The 20847-nt window shown below is 58.6% G+C and carries 20 protein-coding genes; 8 read left to right on the top strand and 12 right to left on the bottom strand.

The features are described from left to right. The first annotated feature begins 1 nt into the window (after position 1). Genes ACR0CR_RS17705 through ACR0CR_RS17695 form a run of 3 tightly spaced genes read left to right on the top strand, consistent with a single transcriptional unit; the run spans position 2 to position 3901 of the window. Complete coding sequence (locus tag ACR0CR_RS17705; RefSeq protein ID WP_480601685.1) at positions 2-1150, top strand: carbohydrate ABC transporter permease; 1149 nt, start codon at positions 2-4, stop codon at positions 1148-1150. A gap of 9 nt (positions 1151-1159) precedes the next feature. Further along, on the top strand, positions 1160-2815 hold the full coding sequence (locus ACR0CR_RS17700; protein WP_480601682.1) for an alpha-amylase family glycosyl hydrolase: 1656 nt from the start codon (positions 1160-1162) through the stop codon (positions 2813-2815). A 3-nt stretch (positions 2816-2818) separates the two neighbouring features. Beyond that, on the top strand, positions 2819-3901 hold the full coding sequence (locus ACR0CR_RS17695) for an ABC transporter ATP-binding protein (RefSeq protein WP_480601681.1): 1083 nt from the start codon (positions 2819-2821) through the stop codon (positions 3899-3901). Between the two features lie 5 nt (positions 3902-3906). Here the strand turns inward: ACR0CR_RS17695 and ACR0CR_RS17690 are convergent, their stop codons facing one another. The 8 genes from ACR0CR_RS17690 to ACR0CR_RS17655 form a co-directional block, all read right to left on the bottom strand. Beyond that, on the bottom strand, positions 3907-5025 hold the full coding sequence (locus tag ACR0CR_RS17690) for an aminotransferase (protein WP_480601679.1): 1119 nt from the start codon (positions 5023-5025) through the stop codon (positions 3907-3909). Positions 5026-5108: 83 nt separating this feature from the next. Further along, on the bottom strand, positions 5109-6386 hold the full coding sequence (locus ACR0CR_RS17685) for an aspartate aminotransferase family protein (RefSeq protein ID WP_480601677.1): 1278 nt from the start codon (positions 6384-6386) through the stop codon (positions 5109-5111). Positions 6387-6389: 3 nt separating this feature from the next. Next, positions 6390-7493 (bottom strand): mandelate racemase/muconate lactonizing enzyme family protein, encoded by a 1104-nt coding sequence (locus ACR0CR_RS17680; RefSeq protein ID WP_480601675.1) that lies wholly within the window; start codon positions 7491-7493, stop codon positions 6390-6392. After that, the gene (locus ACR0CR_RS17675) at positions 7490-8596 is read right to left on the bottom strand and encodes a mandelate racemase/muconate lactonizing enzyme family protein (RefSeq protein WP_480601673.1); all 1107 of its coding nucleotides are present in this window, start codon (positions 8594-8596) and stop codon (positions 7490-7492) included. Before ACR0CR_RS17675 ends, ACR0CR_RS17680 begins: the two co-directional genes overlap by 4 nt. Further along, on the bottom strand, positions 8593-9699 hold the full coding sequence (locus ACR0CR_RS17670; RefSeq protein WP_480601670.1) for a mandelate racemase/muconate lactonizing enzyme family protein: 1107 nt from the start codon (positions 9697-9699) through the stop codon (positions 8593-8595). Before ACR0CR_RS17670 ends, ACR0CR_RS17675 begins: the two co-directional genes overlap by 4 nt. Beyond that, a complete protein-coding gene (locus tag ACR0CR_RS17665) occupies positions 9696-10274 on the bottom strand; it encodes a dimethylsulfonioproprionate lyase family protein (RefSeq protein WP_480601668.1) in 579 nt (192 codons plus the stop codon). The genes ACR0CR_RS17670 and ACR0CR_RS17665 overlap by 4 nt, the downstream gene beginning before the upstream one ends. Next, on the bottom strand, positions 10271-11353 hold the full coding sequence (locus tag ACR0CR_RS17660) for an alcohol dehydrogenase family protein (protein WP_480601666.1): 1083 nt from the start codon (positions 11351-11353) through the stop codon (positions 10271-10273). The genes ACR0CR_RS17665 and ACR0CR_RS17660 overlap by 4 nt, the downstream gene beginning before the upstream one ends. After that, positions 11350-13809: an FAD-dependent oxidoreductase gene (locus ACR0CR_RS17655; RefSeq protein ID WP_480601663.1), complete on the bottom strand. Its 2460-nt coding sequence runs from the start codon at positions 13807-13809 to the stop codon at positions 11350-11352. Before ACR0CR_RS17655 ends, ACR0CR_RS17660 begins: the two co-directional genes overlap by 4 nt. A gap of 65 nt (positions 13810-13874) precedes the next feature. Between ACR0CR_RS17655 and ACR0CR_RS17650 the strand changes: the two genes are divergently transcribed. The 5 genes from ACR0CR_RS17650 (at position 13875) to ACR0CR_RS17630 (ending at position 17809) form a co-directional block, all read left to right on the top strand. Beyond that, a complete protein-coding gene (locus ACR0CR_RS17650; protein ID WP_480601661.1) occupies positions 13875-14762 on the top strand; it encodes a MurR/RpiR family transcriptional regulator in 888 nt (295 codons plus the stop codon). Continuing rightward, entirely contained in the window at positions 14759-15847 is a 1089-nt protein-coding gene (locus tag ACR0CR_RS17645) for an aromatic ring-hydroxylating oxygenase subunit alpha (RefSeq protein ID WP_480601659.1), read from the top strand. Before ACR0CR_RS17650 ends, ACR0CR_RS17645 begins: the two co-directional genes overlap by 4 nt. Before the next feature lie 12 nt (positions 15848-15859). Further along, positions 15860-16243, top strand: a complete 384-nt coding sequence (locus ACR0CR_RS17640) for a carboxymuconolactone decarboxylase family protein (protein WP_480601656.1) — start codon at positions 15860-15862, stop codon at positions 16241-16243. Positions 16244-16322: 79 nt separating this feature from the next. After that, complete coding sequence (locus ACR0CR_RS17635) at positions 16323-16784, top strand: hypothetical protein (protein WP_480601654.1); 462 nt, start codon at positions 16323-16325, stop codon at positions 16782-16784. A 212-nt stretch (positions 16785-16996) separates the two neighbouring features. Further along, complete coding sequence (locus tag ACR0CR_RS17630) at positions 16997-17809, top strand: DUF2189 domain-containing protein (RefSeq protein WP_480601651.1); 813 nt, start codon at positions 16997-16999, stop codon at positions 17807-17809. A gap of 92 nt (positions 17810-17901) precedes the next feature. Here the strand turns inward: ACR0CR_RS17630 and rplT are convergent, their stop codons facing one another. The 4 genes from rplT to ACR0CR_RS17610 form a co-directional block, all read right to left on the bottom strand. Beyond that, on the bottom strand, positions 17902-18267 hold the full coding sequence (rplT, locus tag ACR0CR_RS17625) for a 50S ribosomal protein L20 (protein WP_170658380.1): 366 nt from the start codon (positions 18265-18267) through the stop codon (positions 17902-17904). Between the two features lie 14 nt (positions 18268-18281). Further along, entirely contained in the window at positions 18282-18482 is a 201-nt protein-coding gene (rpmI, locus tag ACR0CR_RS17620) for a 50S ribosomal protein L35 (RefSeq protein ID WP_010443552.1), read from the bottom strand. A gap of 181 nt (positions 18483-18663) precedes the next feature. Continuing rightward, the gene (locus ACR0CR_RS17615; protein ID WP_480601648.1) at positions 18664-20214 is read right to left on the bottom strand and encodes an alanine/glycine:cation symporter family protein; all 1551 of its coding nucleotides are present in this window, start codon (positions 20212-20214) and stop codon (positions 18664-18666) included. Positions 20215-20228: 14 nt separating this feature from the next. Beyond that, a complete protein-coding gene (locus ACR0CR_RS17610) occupies positions 20229-20666 on the bottom strand; it encodes a universal stress protein (protein WP_480601646.1) in 438 nt (145 codons plus the stop codon). Between the last annotated feature and the right edge of the window lie 181 nt (positions 20667-20847).

Genomic DNA, 20847 nt, shown 5'->3' with positions numbered 1-20847 from the left:
CATGAGCGATATTGCAGGAACCAAACCGGCCCTACGCTGGGTCGTGCATGCCTCGGTCCTCTTCCTGGTGGTGTTGTGGGTTGTCCCGACATTGGGGCTTTTGATCTCTTCTTTCCGGACGGCCGATCAGATCGCCACGAGCGGGTGGTGGAAGTCTTTGTTCCCGTCCGAGCAGAACCTGACCTTGCGGTCCGCAGCGCCTGACACTCAGGTGCAGGAAAACGGGATGTACGTGATTGAGGGTAACCTCTTTGACGCGGGCACCCAGGCCACGATTTCGCAATGGGGCGTCAGTTCGCGTGCCGTGGATGAGTATGTGCCGGGTGACACGGCAGAACTGCGTCGGGGAGGCACGATTACTGTCGATGCGCAGGGCAATTACCGGATGGAGAATTCCGAAGAATTCACCGGCAGCCGCGGAGCGCGAGTTTTTGTGACGGCTGAACTGCCGCCCGAATTCACGTTGGACAATTACCACAAAGTCCTGCTGGCCGAGGACAGCACCGACAGTATGGGGCGGGCGTTTTTCAACACGCTGACGGTGACTATCCCGGCGACGATTATCCCCATTTTGGTTGCGGCGTTTGCGGCTTATGCGCTGGCGTGGATGGACTTCCCTGGACGTGCCCTTTTAATCGCTGCGGTCGTCGGCCTTCTGGTCGTACCGCTGCAACTGGCACTGATACCGCTGCTGAAATTCCACCTGAACATCGGGATCGGCAAAGGGTATCTGGGCGTCTGGATGGCCCATACCGGGTTCGGGATGCCGCTGGCGATTTACCTGCTGCGGAACTACATGGCTGGATTGCCCCGGGACCTGATCGAGAACGCGCGGGTCGATGGCGCGACCGAGTTCCAGATCTTCACCAAACTGATCCTACCGCTCAGCTTTCCTGCGCTGGCGTCCTTCGCGATCTTCCAGTTCCTTTGGACATGGAACGACCTGCTGGTCGCCAAAGTGTTCCTGATCGACGCGTCCGGTCAGACCACCGTCATGACCAACCGGATTGTCGAGCTATTGGGCACACGCGGCGGCAATTGGGAAATCCTTGCCACGGCGGCCTTCGTTTCGATTGCCGTGCCGCTGGCTGTCTTCTTCGCAATGCAAAAATACCTGGTCCGCGGTCTGTTGGCCGGGTCCGTCAAGTAGAGGCGTCTGATGAACGTGCAGAACACAATGGAACTCTCCAAAGCAACCAAGGCGACCGCTGACTGGTGGCGCGGTGGGGTGATCTATCAGATCTATCCGCGCAGCTTTCAGGACAGCACTGGCGACGGAATTGGCGATCTGAAGGGAATCACGCAGAGGCTGGGCTACATAGCCTCGCTGGGTGTCGACGCAATCTGGATTTCGCCGTTCTTCAAATCTCCGATGAAAGATTTTGGGTATGATGTCAGTGACTATCGCGACGTCGATCCGATGTTCGGCACGATGGAGGATTTCAAGGACCTGCTGGACCAAGCCCATGGTCTTGGACTGAAAGTGATGATCGACCTGGTGTTATCGCACACATCGGACCAGCACCCGTGGTTCACGGAAAGCCGTGCCAGCCGGGATAATCCAAAGTCGGATTGGTATGTCTGGGCCGACCCCAAACCCGACGGAACACCGCCCAACAATTGGTTGTCGATCTTCGGCGGCTCGGCCTGGCAGTGGGACTCACGACGTTTGCAGTACTATCTGCACAACTTCCTGACATCGCAGCCGGACCTGAATTTCCATTGTGTGGACGTTCAGGATGCCTTGTTGGATGTGGCCCGGTTCTGGCTGGAACTGGGTGTTGATGGGTTCCGTCTGGACACGATCAACTTCTACTTCCACGACGCGCAACTGCGCGACAATCCCGCCCTGCCGATGGAGGCGCGCAACGCCTCGATCGCGCCAATGGTGAACCCCTATAACCATCAGGATCACCTCTATTCCAAAAGTCAGCCTGAGAATATCGCCTTCCTCGAACGCCTACGCGCCCTGACCGACGAATACGAAGGTCGCGCCTGCCTGGGGGAGGTCGGCGATGCGCAGCGCGGGCTCGAGATCATGGGCGAGTATACGACCGGCGATAAGCGGATGCATATGTGCTACGCTTTCGAGTTCTTGGAAAAACGCCCCCTGACAGCCGCCTATGCAAAACAGGTGTTTGATCAGCTTGAGGCCAAAGCGGGCGATGCTTGGCCGTGTTGGGCGTTCTCGAACCACGACGTGCAGCGGCACGCCTCGCGTTGGGGCTTGGACGATGCAGCCGTCCGACAGCTTGCCGTACTGATGATGTGTCTGCGCGGTTCGGCTTGCCTGTATCAAGGTGAAGAACTTGGCCTGCCCGAAGCCGATGTCGCATTCGAAGACCTGCAGGACCCGTATGGCATCGAATTCTGGCCCGAATTCAAGGGCCGCGATGGATGCCGCACGCCGATGGTTTGGGCAGCACAGGATGAACAATCGGGATTCAGCACCGGGCGGCCCTGGTTGCCGGTCAGCTCGCCTCAGGCCGAGCGCGCCGTGGACCGGTTAGAGCAGGACCCCAATTCCATGCTCCACCATTATCGTGCCGCCATCGCTTTGCGCCATGCGCACTCCGCACTGATGGCGGGTGCGCAAACGGATATGACCCAGACCGAGTCAGTTTTGACATTCCTACGCGAGGATGATCGCGAACAGGTATTCTGCGCCTTCAACCTGGGCACAGAAACGTCTGACGTCAGTTTGCCGAGCGGCAACTGGCACATGATCGGGGAGGGGTTGGGCAGCGTCATGGGGACGGGGACCGTGTCTCTGGATGCTGCCCAATTCTGTTTGATGGCCAGAGAGAAGGGATAAGCCATGTCGGAACTCAATCTCACGGATGTGGCCAAAACCTATGGCAGCATCGATGTTTTGAAGAACATCAATCTGGACATCGAGACAGGCGAATTGATCGTCTTTGTCGGCCCGTCAGGCTGCGGCAAGTCCACCTTGCTGCGGATGATCGCTGGTTTGGAGAAAATCTCGGGCGGGACGCTTGAGATCGAAGGGCAGGTAATGAACGACGTGCCCCCGGCACAACGTGGCATCGCCATGGTGTTCCAGAGCTACGCGTTATACCCGCACATGACCGTGCGCGAAAACATGGCCTTTGCGCTTAAGATCGCCAAGATGCCCGCTTCTGAAGTCGATGCGTCCGTCGAACGCGCAGCCAAGATTTTGCAGCTGGAGCCGTTTTTGGACCGCTTGCCTAAAGCGTTGTCCGGTGGGCAGCGTCAGCGCGTTGCCATCGGACGGGCCATTGTGCGCGACCCAAAGGTCTATTTGTTTGACGAACCGCTTTCGAACCTCGACGCTGCGCTGCGTGTCGCGACCCGGATCGAGATTGCGCGCCTGAAAGAGGCGATGCCCGACAGCACGATGATCTACGTGACCCACGATCAGGTCGAGGCGATGACACTTGCCAGCCGGATCGTGGTTCTGGCCAACAAAGGGATCGCGCAAGTCGGTACTCCGCTGGAGTTGTATGAGACGCCGGACAATGAGTTCGTTGCGCAGTTCATCGGCTCACCGGCGATGAACCTGTTGCCGGGCACGATCACCGGAACGGGCGAGACGACAACGGTGACGCTGGATGACGGCGGCGTCGCCATATCGTCCATTCCGACCGATGCTTCTGACGAAGGCAAGAAGGTGAATGTCGGCGTCAGGCCCGAGGATTGCGTCGTGACCGAAGACACTCCGATCTATTCAGGCGTCGTGGATTTCACCGAAGCGCTGGGCGAGGTCACGTTGCTCTACTTCGCGGCACCCGAAGGCGCGGACGCTGTAATCGCAAAACTGCCGGGTGTTCAGCGCAATATGCGCGGGCAAACCGTGGCCGTAACCGCTGCGCCCGAAAAGGTGCATTTGTTCCACGAGGGGAAATCTTTACGAAAGTAAAACGGTTAATGGCGAGCCAGGAAGTCCGACACCTTCGCCAGCCCCTCACGAAGAATGGATGGCGTGTTCGCATAGCCGATGCGCACGCATCCTTCCAGACCCAAGGCCGAGCCGGGCGTGAACATCACACCGGTGTCCTGCAGCAAACGCACACAAAACTCACGGGACGGGATCGGAAGATCATAGTGCAACAAAGCTGTGGTGCCGGCCTTGGGTTTGACCCATGAAATGCGCGGCTCATTCTCGACCCAATCTGCCAGCATCTCCAGGTTTCCGCGTGTGATCGCATGGCTGCGAGCCAGAATTTTCTCGTTGTTTTCCAGCGCGAGGGCCGCGAAATGGTCGTCGATCATGCCCACCGAAATTGTATCGTAGTCGCGGTGGATTGAGACGGCTTCGATCAGCTGGGCAGGCCCCGCAATCCAGCCCAACCGGAGTCCGGCCAGAGAAAACGCCTTGGACATACCTGCCGTTGAGACGCCTTTTTCATAAAGGTCGGCAATCGCGTCGGTCATGCCCGAACCTTCTTGCGCCGTGCCGCGATAGACCTCATCGCAAAGAAGCCAGGCACCGGCCTCACGCGCGATCTCAACGATCTGGAGCAGAAAATCCCGGTCCATCACCGAGCCTGTGGGATTATTCGGATTATTGATGGCAATCAGCTTGGTGCCGGGTTTTGCAGCGGCGCGCAGCTCGTCCAGATCGGGCAGATACCCGTTCTCGACCCGCAGATGGACCTGCGTGACCTCCGCACCAATGCTGGCAGGAATCGAATAGTGCTGCTGGTAAGTTGGCACAACGGCCACCACATGATCGCCACTTTCGACCAGCGTTTTGTGCACCAACATATTGGCACCGATGGTTCCATGGGTGACGACGACGTTCTCGCGCTTCTGCTTTTCGTACAGGCCGCAGATCGCATCCCGCAGCCGGTCCGAGCCTTCGATGGCCCCATACGTCATCTTCATGCCAAGCAACTCGGACAAATCCTCCGAATTCCGCCCGGTGATCTGCAACAATTCGGCGATGGTCAGGCTTTCGACGCAGGTTTCGGCCAGATTGAACGCGCATTTGGTTTCCCACTCGTTCATCCAGATTTCGACACCGAACGGCTCGATCTTCATCGCACTATCCCATTTGCTGAAACGCCAAAGCGGCTCGGGTTCATCGATCCCACGCGTTGCGCACAAGGTCAACCAACAAGCTGCTAGCTGGCTTGCAGCACTTCGACGGCGTCCAGAACGGCCGTGTGTGTCCAATCCAGATCGGCCTGCGTGATTGCCAGAGAAGGGTAAAGCTTACCCGGCGCTTTGAAAATGCCATTGCCGCGCAGGCTGGCATTGTATTGGGCATTCATTGACGGGTCGTCGTGATTTGCGCTGCGATAATCACGGCAGCTGCTCGACGTGAAATAGATGTCGAACAGGGTCTCATCCCCGCAGATTTGATGCGCAATCCCTGCGGCGTTCAGCGCCTGCGACTGCATGTCCTGCAGGCTGCGGCCAATGTCACGCAAGCGGTCATAGGTACCGTCGCGCGCCAGCACCTCCATCGTCTTCAAACCCGCCGCTGCCGCAACCGGATTGCCCGAAAGCGTTCCAAGCTGCATCAGCCACTTGTCCGCCCCGACCTTCTCCTTGTCGAAATGCTTCATGATCTCAGCGCTTGCGCCGGTCGCGGCAAGGGGAAACCCGCCGCCAATGATTTTGCCCAGAGTGCAAATGTCCGGCACTACGCCGTATCGTTCCTGCGCACCGCCATAGGCCAGCCGGAACCCGGTGACGATCTCGTCGAAGATCAAAAGAACATCGTGCTTATCGCAGAGATTGCGTAGCCCTTGCAGGTAGCCGGGTTCGGGCGGGATGATCCGCTGAAGCGGTTCGACCATGATCGCTGCGATATCTTCATGCTCATCCAACAATGCAGCCACAGCCTCAAGGTCATTAAACGGTGCGATCAACATCTGGTCGGCTACCCCTTGCGGAATACCGGCGCTGTCAGGAACAGCTTGCGGGAAGTTGACCCGTTTGGAGGGCGCAAGGCTCATCTGGGCCTCGGCGCTCATCCCGTGATAGCCGCCTTCGAATTTCAGAATCTTGTCCCGTCCGGTATAGGCGCGAGCCAGACGGATGGCGTACATATCCGCCTCACCGCCCGAAGCAACGAAACGCACCTGCTCGCAGCAAGGCACCGCTTCGATGATGGCCTCGGCCAGTTCGATCCCTTTGCTGTTATTGGCAAAGAAAGTCATGCCAAGAGGCAATTGCTCCAGCACGGCCTCCATGACTTCGGGATGGCCGTGACCCAAAAGCATTGGGCCCGACCCGATCAAATAATCGATGTATTCCTTGCCATCTTCATCCCAGACATGGCTACCTTCGCCGCGCGCAATAATGATGCCAGGATCGAAATTGCCGAACCCTCCGGCAGGCAGAACCTCTTGCGCGCGGGCGATCCATTCGTCTTGGGTGTGGGTTTTCAGCATGTGTCAGGCCATTTCCAAAACAGGAGATCCAAGAATATCGAGGTCCGGTGAGACACCCAACCCCGGACCTTCGGGCGGGGCGATCCTGCCATTCTCGCGGTTCGGGGCGTCCGGGCAGAGGCGCGGTGAGACGTAAGACGCCAGATCGCAGGTGTTCAGCAAAGACCCGCGCGGTGTCGAAGCCGCGAAATGCAGCGAGGCGGCGGTCACGATATCCGACCCCCAGGTGCATTCGGCGCAAATCTCGGCGCCCAGATGCACGGTCAGATCGCGGGCTCGGCGCATGGCGGACAGACCTCCGAACTTGGACAGTTTCAACGCAACCGCGTCCAGACAACCAAGTTCGGACGCGCGCAAAAGCGAGGCCGCATCATAGGCGCATTCATCGATTTTCATGGGCAATCCGGTCGCCTGCCGCACGGCGGCGCAGTCTTCGAGCGTCTTGCAGGGCTGTTCCAACATGATGTCCAGATGGGCCACAGCCCGCCCCGTCCGCGTCGCGTGCAGGCGCGATGCGCCGCAGTTCCAGTCCCCGTATACCAGAGGGCCAGCGCCGATGGCCTCGCGGACCTTTATCAACCGTTCGGCATCGGTCTGCCAGCAGGCATCGGTTCCAAGCTTGACTTGGAACTGGCGGATTCCCGTGGCGTAAGCCTCGCGCGCGATCCGTGCCATGTCATCAGGTGCGATACACGTGATCGAATGATAGAGCGGCATGTCCTTTCGAGTCCGTCCGCCCAGCAGGGTGTAAAGCGGCAAGCCGGTGGCACGCCCATAGAGGTCCCACAGCGCCATATCGACAATAGACTTGGCGTATTCATGACCCATGAGCAGCGCATCCAGATCGCGCATCTGTGCGTCGATCCCAACGGGGGTTGTTCCCAGTATGCCAGGTGCCATTTCCGCAACCGCGCTGGGCACGCCTTTGGCAAAGGCGGGCAGGTATTGGGGAATGGGGCAGACCTCACCCCAGCCTTTCAGGCCGGTATCTGTTTCCAGGCACAGCACATGGCTTTCGACCGTGGCACAGGTCTTGCCTTCGGCCATATAATAGGTCTCGTGGCTGGTCAGTGGCACGGACCAAAGCGTTATGCGGTTGATTTTCATGCGTAGACCGCCACGGCATCGCCCAGTGCGTCCTCATCCGGGTGAACGCCGAGGCCCGGCGTTTCAGGCAGGTGCAGATGGCCGTCAACGTTGCGTGGACCTCGACCGCCCGCGATATCGACAGTGATCATGTCCTGACAGGCCCAAACCGCATGGCAGTTCGCAGCCGGGACCGTCGCAGCCAGATGCAGAGCTTCGGTATCGGCCAGAACCGTGCCACCCGTGGCCATCACGAACATGTCGATCCCATGCGCCAGAGCGACGTCTCGCATGCGCGCAGCTTTCGTCAGGCCACCAACACGGTTGAGCTTGATCCCAAAAACCTCGGCGATTCCATCCCTGGCAATACGCGTCGCGTCCCGTAGGGTCACAAGGCTCTCGTCGACCGAAACCGGCGTGGCGTGCTTGCCCGAAATCGCGGCGATATCGTCCAGCGTTTCACAGGGTTGTTCGATCATGACGTTCAGGTCTTCGACCGCGCTCATGACCCGCAAAGCCTGCTGCCGGGTCCAGCCGCGATTCACGTCAAATAGCATTATGTCGCCGGGAACGCGCAGGGCTTCGACGTCGCGAATTCGGGCGATATCCCGTTCGACATCCCCGCCGATCTTGACCGAATGTGCGATGTAGCCGCGCTGACGATACCGGTCGATGACCTCGCGTGTTTCTTCCACGTTCTTGGCTCCGACGGACGAGGCGATGGGGCGGGGTGTCCGCGAACCGATTCCCATCAGATCAGCGATCGGCATCCCAGCAGCCTGACCGGCAATATCCCAGCACGCCATATCGATCGGGCTTTTGGCATAAAGATGCCCCGGCAACGCAAGGTCCATCGCCCGTTCGACATCCATTACACGGCGAGGATCAAGGCCCAGTACAAACGGTGCCATTGTCTCGATCCCGGAACGAATGCCCGGACCGTGGGCGGGGACGTAGGTGTGACCCCAAGGCGTGCCCTCACCCCATCCGATCAGCCCCGCGTCGGTTTCGAGTTTCACCAGCGTGGCGTCCAGCGTCTCAAAATTCAGCCGTCCGCCGGACAGCCAGTATGGGTGCTCCAATGGGAGGTCGACATGATAAACGGTGATGGTCCTGATCTTCATAGCCGGTACTCTGCCACCGGCTCACCGAGGCTTTCTAAGTCAGGAACGACACCCAGGCCCGGCGTATCTGGCGCAAACAACTTCCCGTCGCGCGCCACAGGTCCGCCGATTCCGGTGGAACGGGTGTTGTAGTTCATCAGGTCGGTGGTGTTCTGCAGGTAATCCGCGGGCGTTGAGGTCGCAAAATGTGCAACGGCTGACGTGGCAATCTCGCCGCCCCATGTGTCCTCGCTGACGACCGGAATACGGTTCTCGATCAGGTAGTCGCGGACACGTCGCGCTTTGCTGAGCCCGCCGAGATTCGAGATTTTCAGGCAGCAAATCTCGGCGCCGCGATCTGCGACGATCCGCTGCGCCATGTGCATGCCGGTCAGACATTCGTCCAGTTTCATCGGCTGATCGGCGACACGCCGCACTTGCTGGCATTCCTCATAGGTGCGGCAGGGTTGTTCGAGTATGAAATCCAGATCGTTGGTTGCGCGCGCCACCCGGATTGCATTGTCTACGCGCCATCCCTGATTGGCGTCGGCCATCGCTGTTTCACCTGGCTTCAACAAAGGAACCGTCGCGCGAATTCGGTCGATATCGGAAGACCAGTCGCCACCAACCTTGATCTGAAACTGGCGATACCCCTGGTCGCGGTATCTGTTCATTTCAGCCACGGTTTGCTCAGTCGTTTTTTGCGGTGCGACACGATACATCGGGGCACCATCGGTCAGTTTGCCGCCAAGCAGCATCCAGACAGGTTGATCGCAGGCTTGTCCCAGAATGTCCCAACACGCCGCATCGAACGGAGCCTTGGCGTATCCATGCCCTTGCACGAGATGATCCATGAGCTGTTCGATCCTTCCAACCTGCCTTGGGTCTTCACCCAGCAGCGCAGGTGCAACAAGTTTTGCCAACGCAGGAACGCCCTGAGAATGCGCGACCATGTAGTTTTCACCGCAGGGCGTGAACTCTCCGCATCCTTGAAGACCGGCGTCTGTGTCGATGACCACGACCGAGGCGATGGCCGTATCAATGGCGTTCCCTGCGCCCCAAACATAGGCGCCACCTACATAGGGCAGCTGGGTTTGGAAAACTCGGACGCCAGTGATCTTCATGCCGCATCCATCTTGGGCAAACCATCCATGCCTTCGCCGCGCCATAGGACAAAAGTCAGGATCGGCGTTGCGGTGGTCGTCATGGCGTGGCTTTGCCAGCTCTGGTGCTTTTGAGTCTGCCCGGGACCTACGAAAGATTCTTGGCCCTCGGTTCTGAAGACGGCTCCTCCGGCCAATGTCAGATAGATTTCCTCGGCCTGATGCCTGTGCCAGTCGTAGTTCAGGCCAGCCCCCCAATAGCCGACATATCCGCGCAACTGGGTCGAGCGAAAGTGCCCTGTTGGACCAAAAAGCTCATAATAACAGTAGCTCGCAAGGAAATCCGCGCCGACTTCGTCTGCACTATACGTGTGTTTCCAATGGGCCAGATGTGCCGTCGCCGATATGGCCGAAACCAATTCTTGCGTTTTGGACGTGCCGAGCATTTCAAGGTCGCGCACCTGCGCAGTCGCCGGGAGGTTTTGCGGCCTTACGCGCGCCTCGATCAGATCATTCGGCCATGCGCCGAATTCGGATAAATCCGAGTGCGTCGCGTGCACCTGTCGTGCTGCCTTTAGAACATCGGTCATCTTCATGGGATCACCACGATGTTGCCGGTGTGCTTTTTCGCAATGAATGCGGCCTGAGCGTCGCGCAGTTCGTGCAGCGGATAGGTCGCGGCCAATGCGGGTTTGACCTCTCCGGCCTCGATGTAGCAGACAAGGTTCTGTATGACTTCGGGGTCAATGACGGTCGAGCCTGTGAAGGTCAGATCCCGCAGGTAGAAGGTGCGCAAGTCGAATTCGACAATGGGGCCGGCGATCGCACCCGAGCACGTGTAACGTCCTCCCCGCTCAAGGATATCGATGAGCTTCGGCCAGTAAGGGCCGCCGACAATGTCAGCGACCACGGTTATCTTTTCGTCGCCCAAGGCGGCTTTCAAGTCCTCGGGACCGCGTGGCAACATACGATCTGGTCCCAACGCGGCCACATCCGCATGTTTGGCCTCCGACGCCATTGCAATGACGCGCGCGCCGCGGCGTTTGGCGAGTTGAACCAGCGCGCCACCAACGCCGCCCGACGCACCGGGGACCAGAACCGTGTCTTTGCCGCTGACATTGGCGCGGGTCAGCATGCCCTCAGCCGTGGAATAGGAGCAGGAAAACGTGGCCAACTCCGCGTCAGACAATGAGGATTGAATCGCAATCGCGTTCCGGGCGGGGATCGTTGTGTATTGAGCAAAACCGCCGTCACGCTCGGACCCGAAATACCCCGTTTTATCCTTGTTGTGCGGATCCTTTGGATCGCGCAGCCAGCAATCGGTAATGACCCTCTCTCCGATACGCGCGGGGTTCACATCCGTGCCGACTGCAACGATTTCACCGCAGACATCGGCACCTTGAATGCGCGGGAAGGACAAAGGCGCGCCGCCCCAGGTCGGGTCGTCTTCTCCAACCGCTTCAAAGGCACCGCCGGTGGTCGCATCGCTAACCGTTTTTGAGTACCAGCCCGAGCGCGTGTTCACATCCGTATTGTTTAACCCGCACGCGCCGACGCGGATCAGGACCTCATCGGCTGCCGGCGTTGGGCAGGGCCAATCTTCGTGCCAGACCATCTGATCCAGATCGCCATGGCCCATGGTGACCATCGCTTTCATGGTTGCGGGTTGGGTCATTCGGCCAACTCCAAATGCACGTCGGTACGCGGCAAAAGGCTTTGCGGGTCATAGGCCGGTTCTCCCAGAACGCGCGCTGGTCTTGGTGTGCCGTGGATGACCACCTGCAGGTCCGTGCCGGATGCGGCGGCTTCGGGCTTGATATAGGCAAAGGCCAAAATCTTTCCGACGGTGTGGCCATAGGCAACCGACGCAGTAGAGCCGACAACGCGGTCGTTGTGCAAAACGGCTTCGCCGCCATGTCCGTCGAATTCTCCATCCGGTTCGATTTCAAGATAGGTGCAAACCCATGGCAGATCGGTGTTCAGGGTTTTGTCCTTGCCCAGATAGTCCTTGTCGTTGCGCGCAAAACGCAGCACGTCTGCTTCTGCTAGCGTGACTTCGTTGGTCAATTCTCCTGCGCCTTTAAAGCCTTTCTCCATCCGCATGACGTTCATCGCGAAGCTGCCATAGTCGACGATGCCAAAGCGCTCACCAGCGGTCCAAAGGGCGGAGTACACATCGAGGCAGGCCGCATTGGGCATATGGAGTTCCCATCCCAGCTCACCTGCATAGGACATCCGGAAGGCCCACACCTCATGGCCCGCGATCTTGATCTGCTGGGCAGAGAGCCAACGGAAACCCGCATTGCTTAGGTCAGCGGACGTACACGCGCCCAGCACGTCGCGGGCGCGCGGACCGTTGAGTGACAAGGCGGACCAATCTGCAGACCGGCTGACGATGTTGACAGAATTTTCGTCGAAAATTCTTGCGCCGTGCAAATGATCGAGCAACCGCTGTTCAAAGAACGCGGCACAAACGAGGTAAAAACGATCCTCGGCCATGCGCACGATGGTTGTTTCCAGTTCGATCCGACCGCGCCTGTTCAGCATATGGGTCAGGGTGATCGAGCCATCCTTTTGCGGCATCCGGTTCGCGGTCAGCCGGTCCAGAAGGGCATAAGCATCCGGTCCCGAGACCTCGACCTTTGTAAAGGCGGTGACATCCATGATGCCGACCCGCTCGCGCACGGCTTTGACTTCGTGTGCAACCATGTCGTCGGCGACCGTTCGACGGAACGAATAGTGATCGCGTTGTTCGACATCGCCGCGTGCAAACCAGCGGGGGCGTTCGAAGCCGTAGACCTCCTCATGTACCGCGCCCTTCGATTTCAGCACCTCATGCAGCGGTGACGGTTTGATCGGACGACCCGCCAACCGATTGAAATGAGGGAAGGGGATTTCGTGGCGTAGGCAATAATCTTCCTCGGCCTTGATGACCTGCCAATCCTTGGCGGCGTAGCTGCCAAAGCGGCGCGGATCATACTCGCGCATCGAGATATCCGCAGCCCCGTGCACCATCCACCGCGCCAGTTCGCGCGTCAGGCCCGGCCCCCATCCGATCCCGATCTGCGTGCCGCAGCAACACCAGTAGTTTCGCACGCCCGGCGCAGGACCGATCAGCGGGTTGCCATCCGGAGGATGGCTGATTGCGCCGTGCACCTCGCGCTGAATGCCCAGTTCCGCAAAGATCGGCATGCGGTTCAGGCTTTCCTCAAGCCACGGCATCACCCGGTCGTAATCCGCATCGAACAGCCAGTTCTCATAGTCCCACGGGCAATGATCGTGCCAGACGGAATTGGGGTTCTCTTTCTCGTAAATCCCGATCAGTCCGCGTTTTTGCTCCATCCGGATATAGCCCGACACCTTCTTGTCGTCACGGATCACCGGCAACTCTTTTTCCAATGCTTCGAACTCGGGCACCGGTTCGGTCACGAAGTAATGGTGCGTCATTGAAGTCATCGGCAGTTGCAGGCCGGACCATTCGCCCATCTGCCGGGCATAGGTGCCGCCCGCGTTAACTACGTGTTCGCAGGTGATCGTGCCCTTTGGCGTCTCGACCGCCCATTCTCCGTTGTCGGCCTGCATGATGTTGGTCGCTTGGCAATACCGGATGATCCGAACGCCTTTCTGACGCGCGCCTGCCGCCATGGCCATGGTCACGTTCGTTGGGTCCACATGGCCGTCATCCGGCGTATGCAACGCGCCCAAAACGCCATCCAGATTGTAGAACGGATGCAACTCGGCCACCCGATCCGGGCCGACCAGGTCTATGTTGAAACCCAGCGACCGGCCAACAGACAGGGTGTGGCGCAGCCAGTCCATCTCGTCCTCGGTATAGGCCAGCCGGAACGAGCCGCAGCCATGCCACGTTACGGCCTGCCCGGTCTCGGCTTCCAATGCGCCGGAATACAGACCGATATTGTAATCGACGCATTTGCCCAGACCAAAGCTTGAGGTCGAATGGGTGATCTGCCCCGCCGCGTGCCATGTGCTGCCGCTGGTCAGTTCGGCCTTTTCCAGCAGCACGGTATCTGCGCCCCATCCTTCGTGCCCAAGGTGGTAAGCAAGGCCCACGCCCATCACCCCGCCACCCACAATAACCACGCGTGCGTGGGTCGGGAAATCAGATGCCATCGGATCACTCCTCTGAGTCGATTTTGTCTCGACAGCGTAAGCAAACAAAAGTACCATCGTCAATCATGAATGGGACAAATGTATCAAATACGATTCTCGAACGGTTGGCGGATGAGTTATCCGAGCTGACGCCGGAGGCGCGCAAGGCCGCCACTTATGTGCTGGAAAACCCGCGCGATGTGGGGGTTTCGACAGTGCGAGAAATTGCCGAGGCGGCAAATGTGAAGCCCAACACCATTGTCCGCATGGCGCGGCAGGTGGGGTTTGAAGGCTACGAGGATTTCCGGGTTCCCTTCCGTGAGGCGATCCGGCGCGGGCAGGCCGACTTTCCGGATCGTGCCCGTTGGCTGCAGGACATTCGCAAGTCCGGCAACATGGGCGGGCTTTACGCCGATATGGTTCAGGACGCCCTGCGCAATGTCGAGGAAACCTTTGCCAATATCTCGTCCGAGCAATTGAAAGCGGCTGCCGAAGACATCTGGAACTCGCGCAACGTCTTCGTGCTGGGCGTGGGCGTGAATAACTCGAATGCGCGGAATTTTGTCTATCTGGCCTCGACCGGGATGGTGCAATTTCACGCGATCCCGCGCCCCGGTTCAAACCCGATCGACGATCTGGCTTGGGCGGACAAGCGTGACGTTCTGATCGCCATGACCTGCAAGCCTTACCGCAACGAAGTGGTCGAGGCGGTGCAGGTCGCGCGCGAGCAGGGTTTGAAGATCGTCGGCCTGTCCGACAGCCCGGCCAGCCCGATCCTGCGCGCGGCTGACCATGGCTTTGTCATCTCGGCAGACACGCCTCAGTTTTTCCCGTCTTCGGTCAGCACGGTTGCCTTGCTGGAAACGCTGCTGTCTTTCGTGATCGCCGTTGCCAGCGATGAGATCGTCGAACGGGTCGAGACTTTCCACAAACGTCGCCATCAGCTTGGCCTTTATCATGCGGAGGATATGTGACTGCACCCATCCAATCCCTTGCTGCACGGTACTACACGGACGCAGCTGTGTTCCGGGCCGAGTCCGAAGGCCTGTTGGCGCGAACGTGGCAATTTGGCTGTCACGCGTCCGAGCTGGGTGAGCCCGGTTCCTACGTGGCTTTTGAAATCGCGGGGCAGGATTTGTTTGCCATCCGTGGTCGGGATTCCAAAATCCGCGTCTTTTACAACGTCTGCCAGCACCGTGCACATCAACTGGTCAGCGGCACCGGTACAACCCGCGTTGTTGTCTGCCCTTACCACGCCTGGACGTATGAACTGACCGGAGAGCTGCGGGCCGGGCCCAACCTGAAGGCCATTGAAGGGTTCGACAAATCCAGCGTTTGCCTTAACGAAGTGCGCGCCGAAGAATTCCTGGGCTTTGTGTTCGTCAACCTGGACCCGGATGCCGCGCCGATGGATGACTGGTTCCCAAACGCCCGTGCCGAATTGGAAGACTGGGTGCCCAACTGGGCCGAATTGCGACCCCTGGAATGGGTGGAGATTCCCGAGAACTGCAATTGGAAGGTCTCGGTCGAGAATTACTCGGAATGCTACCACTGCTCGCTGAACCATCCGACCTTTGCGAATGGCGTAGTGCGGCCTGAAACCTATGACATTCAACCGCAGGGCATGTGCCTGCGTCACACGACCGAATGTCAGAGCCTTGAGAACATGACCTACGACATAAACTCGGGGTTCCAGCATTTCGACGAATATTCAAGCTGGTTCCTGTGGCCGATGTTTTCGTTTCAGGTCTATCCGGGGAACGTGCTGAACACCTATCACTGGCGCGCCGTTGACGCGGACCACGTTGTGGTCTGGCGTGGGTGGTATTCGGTTGATGGCGTGGATGATGAGAAAATTCGGCAACTGGCAGCGCAAGACCGTGCCACGACGGTTGAAGAGGATATTCGGTTGGTTGAGTCCGTGCAGCGCGGGCTGCAATCTCGCGGCTACAGGCCGGGACCGCTGGTGATCGACCCCAAGGGCGGCGTGAACTCCGAGCATCCGGTCATGCATCTGCAACGATGGATGCGCGAGGCTGTTGATGGTCAGCACCAGTAGAAGGATTTGAAGATGAGCGCATTTGACGAAGACCTGTTCTTGCGGGGTTTGGAACAACGCAAAGCGACGCTGGGCGCGGAATATGTCGACAAAAACCTTGCTGCGGCGGATGATTTTACACGTCCGTTTCAGGAGGCGATGACGGCCTGGTGCTGGGGTTTTGGCTGGGGCGATGATGTGATCGACGCCAAGACGCGCTCGATGATGAACCTCGCAATGATCGGTGCGCTGGGCAAGATGCACGAATGGGAAATCCATTGCCGAGGGGCGATCAACAATGGGGTAAGCACCGAAGAAATCCGCGCGATTATCCATGTTGTCGGCATCTATTGCGGCGTGCCCCAGGCGCTGGAGTGCTTCCGTGTGGCGCGGAAAGTGATCGAAGAACAGGGCTGATCCCGCAACGCGAAACGCTTGCCAATTGCCAGTGCCTTGATAGCGTGGGTGTATTGCATCCCCTATCGGAGTCCCAGTCATGCTTGCCGCACTTATCCAACGTTTTGCCGTCATTCTGGCCTTGGCTATTGCGCCCGCCGCCTATGCGGACGAAGGCGGTGGCTTCCCGCAGATCGTGGGAACGTGGCACGGCACCTACCTTGTGGCTTTCGCCAAATCGAATCCGAACCATCAAAAGGGTCTCCTGAAAACCGAAATGGAGCTTGAGATCACCAAGCTCGACGGCAACCTGATTACGGCGACCAACCGCTGGCGGCGGATTGGTGAGACTGAGTGGATCGTCGAAGAGGCGATGGGAACCTTCGCGCTTGACGACCCGACCCGCTTTGTTTTGGCTGAAGCCGGGATATCAGGCGATGACGTGTCGTCAGGGATATTCAATGGCGTTTACTTGGATGACGTGCTGATGGTGACTTACGCGGGGCCGGGCACCGGCGTGGCCTTTGCGGCTCAGTTGGTGAAGAAAGACAAAGGCGACTAGGCCGTCATGCGAGTCGGCTCGTGTCGGAAGCGCCAGCCCCAAACCCGCGAAGTAGGCGAAACATAAGAACGGCTTAGCGCACGTATACAGCCGCGCTATCCACGGCTTGCCCGGAAGCCGTGCGCGATGCAAACTTGAACCACAAGGAGATGCGCGTTTCACCGCAGGTTCGATGGAAATCGTGCCAAAGCGGTCGATTGGGAGGAATAGTGATGACATCCAAAGCCGCAGGTCCCACGCCGCCAGAGAATCTAACGCCGCAAGCCATACCTACAGTCAACACGGTGACGTCTGACGACATCACTGCTTCGCTGAAGGCCGGGTTTTCTGACTTTCTGTCGCGCCCGTTCCTGAGCGGTTTTTTCGGCCTGTTCTACGCGGTCTTCGGAATCCTGATGGTTTGGCTTTTGGTCGGGCTGGGCAAGATTTGGATGATCATTCCTGCCATCGTGGGCTTCCCGCTGGTCGCACCTTTTGCCGCCGCCGGACTTTACGAAATGTCGCGCCGGTTGCAGAAGGGCGAAAGCTTCGGCTGGACGGACATCTTCACCGTCATGGCGAACCAACGTAAGCGAGAGATGGGATGGATGGCCTTTGTCACCCTGTTCATTTTCTGGGTCTGGGTTTACCAGGTTCGGCTTTGGCTGGCGATTATCCTGCAGAAAGCATCCTTCTCGGATTTTGACGGGTTCCTGAACACGGTGTTCTTCACTCCGCAGGGCTGGACCTTTCTGGCCGTCGGCACCTGCATTGGCGCGTTCCTATCTGCCGTTTTGTTCTCGGTGACCGTCGTTGCCATGCCAATGTTACTGGATCGGGAAACAAATTTCGTATCCGCCATGCTGACGTCTCTGCGGGTCGTGGCCGAAAGCCCGGTGGTCATGCTGGGCTGGGCGGCGATCATCTCAGTTACAATGCTGCTATCGCTGGTTCCGGCATTTCTGGGCCTGATCTTCACCTTGCCGATCCTCGGCCATACGACCTGGCATCTTTATCGGCGGGCGGTGCCGCCGGTGGACAACTGATCGCTCGATCATCGCGTTGAATGAGCTCGTCCAACAAGAAAAAGGCCGCCCCAAACAGGACGGCCTAAATTCACTGTCTCTCTTTCAGAGGATCAGGCGGTCAGAGCAGCCTGAGCTTTGGCGACGATCGCGCCGAACGCTTCCGGTTCGTGCACGGCCAGGTCGGCCAGAACTTTGCGGTCCACTTCAATACCGGCCAGGTTCAGGCCGTTGATAAAGCGGGAATAGGTCAGAGCCTCGTCATGGCTGCGCACAGCCGCGTTGATGCGCTGGATCCACAGGGCGCGGAAGTTGCGCTTGCGGTTCTTACGGTCACGGGTTGCGTACTGGTTGGCCTTGTCAACGGCCTGGGTGGCAACTTTGAAGTTGCTCTTGCGACGACCATAATAGCCTTTGGCGGCTTTGATGATCTTCTTGTGACGGGCGTGAGTTACGGTTCCACCTTTAACGCGGGACATATCGGTATCTCCTCTTAGCGGTCGTAGGGCATGTAGCCCTTGACGATCTTGGCGTCGGGGGCGGACAGGGTGGTGTTGCCACGGGCATCGCGGATGAATTTCTTGGTCCGCTTGATCATGCCGTGACGTTTGCCGGCCTGGCCAGCAAGGACCTTACCGGTCGCAGTCACCTTAAAGCGCTTCTTGGCGCTCGACTTGGTCTTCATCTTAGGCATTTCCGTCTCCTTTTCCGGGTTCGGTTTCAGACGCGACTCGGCATGCCATCTCGGCCGGTCACGCAACAGATGCGCCGTTTACGCAAGTTCGGTCATACTGGCAAGGGGGTTTGGACCAGAATCTGCGGAATTCGCAACGGTCAGGCACCGGGGCAGCATAAGGCCGCCCCGGAGAATTGGTTTAGTGGCCGAATTTGCGGATCTCACCGCTCTTCAGCCGCTCGGCGTAGGAGGCCAGCTCTTGCCGCACCACTTTCATCAGGAAGTAGAGCGCAAAGACGTTCACAACCGCCATGGCAAAGATCGCCGCATCCGAGAAGTCGATGACCGGGCCAAGGTTGGCCGCCGCACCGATCACCACGAAGATGCAGAAGATGACCTTGAACACCAGTTCTTTGGTCTGACCCTCGCCGAACAGGTAGGTCCAGGCCTTGAGGCCGTAGTAGGACCAGCTGATCATGGTTGAGAACGCGAACAAGACCACGGCAATCGCCAGCACATAGGGGAACCAGCCAAAGGCGCTTGCAAAGGCGGCGGAGGTCAGGCTGACGCCCGAGTTGCCGTCTACGGTCGCAATCGCATTGCCTGCTTCGTTCAGCAGGTAGTTGCCGGTATCCGGGTCGATGATCAGCTGCTGGGTGATGATGATCACCAGCGCCGTCATCGTACAGATCACGACCGTGTCGATGAACGGCTCAAGCAACGAGACGAACCCTTCGGTGATCGGCTCTTTGGTCCGAACCGCCGAGTGTGCAATCGCCGCAGAACCCACGCCCGCTTCGTTCGAGAACGCCGCACGACGGAAGCCCTGGATCAGCGCACCGACCATGCCGCCAGCTACGCCCAGACCCGTGAAGGCCCCTGCGAAGATCTGGCCAAAGGCCCAACCGATCTGATCTGCGTGCATGATGATGATGACCAGCGCGGCCAGCACATACATGACACCCATGAAGGGCACGACTTTCTCGGTCACGCGTGCGATGGATTTCAGGCCGCCCACGATCACAGCAAAGACGATGCCTGCAAAGACCAGACCAGTGATCCAGCCAGGGTAATCGCCGGTGATGCCTGCAATCTGCTGATGCGCCTGATTGGCCTGGAACATATTGCCCCCGCCCAACGCGCCGAGAATACAGAAAATCGAGAACAGAACCGCGAGTATCTTACCGCCCGGCAGGCCAAGTTCGTTGAACCCTTTGGACATGTAATACATCGGACCACCGGAAACCGTCCCGTCCTCGTATTCATTGCGGTATTTCACGCCCAGCGTACATTCGGTGAATTTCGACGCCATGCCCAACAGGCCCGCAACGATCATCCAGAAAGTCGCACCCGGTCCGCCGATGCCGACGGCCACGGCCACACCGGCGATGTTGCCAAGGCCCACCGTGCCAGAAAGTGCCGTTGCCAGCGCCTGAAAGTGACTAACCTCACCCGCATCGTTGGGGTCGGAATAGTCGCCTTTGACTAGGCTGATCGCATGGCTGAAGAACCGCAGCTGTACGAACGCAAAGTAGAGCGTGAAGACCGTAGCCGCGATCACCAGCCAACCCACGATCCATGGGAACCCGGTTCCCGGGAACGGCGCAAAGATGAAGCTGACGAAAGGACCCGTGAAATCTGCAAAGGCTTGGTTGATCTTTTCGTCCAAACCCATTGCCTCTTGCGCGGCGACTGGGTTTGCGATCAGGGCAGCCGCTGTGGCGAGACCTGATTTTTGAAGGATATTCATTTTCTCGCTCCCCTTCAATTCACTACGGTGACCGGAACATCGGCATGCATGACCAGATTCTGGGTCGAGCTGCCAAAGAGCCGTTTCTTGAACCCATCAGCCGAGGCGCGCCCGACGATGATCTGTGTGCCGCCGTTTTCGACCGTAATCGCGTTCAGCGTCTCGGCCACGTCGCCGTGGCGCACGATGCCGTGCGCGGTGAACCCGGCGGCGCTCAAGGCCTCTACCGCCGGCGTCACAACCCGCTGGGTCGCCAAGGCGACTTCCTCTTCGCGCCGTTTGTGGCGCAAGGCGTTTTCTTCCGGTGTCTGGAAAGTGAAAGGGGACCATTCGATGACATAGACCACCAGCAACTCGCATGTTCCGATACGCTCGGCCAAATCCTTGGCAAAAGCAATCGCGCGCTCTCCGGTTTCTGTCCCGTCCAGCCCTATGACAATTTTCGTTGTCATGATGTTCCTCCATTATTGTGATTGTACCGGGGCCCGTGCCCCCGGCTGGGCAGCCGGAACCTGGAACTGAAAAATGACTGCCCTAAGGTAAGTATCTGAAAAAACTGCAGAGATTTGGAGAATTATTTGCACAATTTTCAAGCAAAACGGGTTTCCCTTTGAAAACAAAGGGAAATACACG

The organism is Ruegeria sp. AM2, from assembly GCF_056540685.1.
This window is presented reverse-complemented; position numbering and strand designations above follow the sequence as displayed.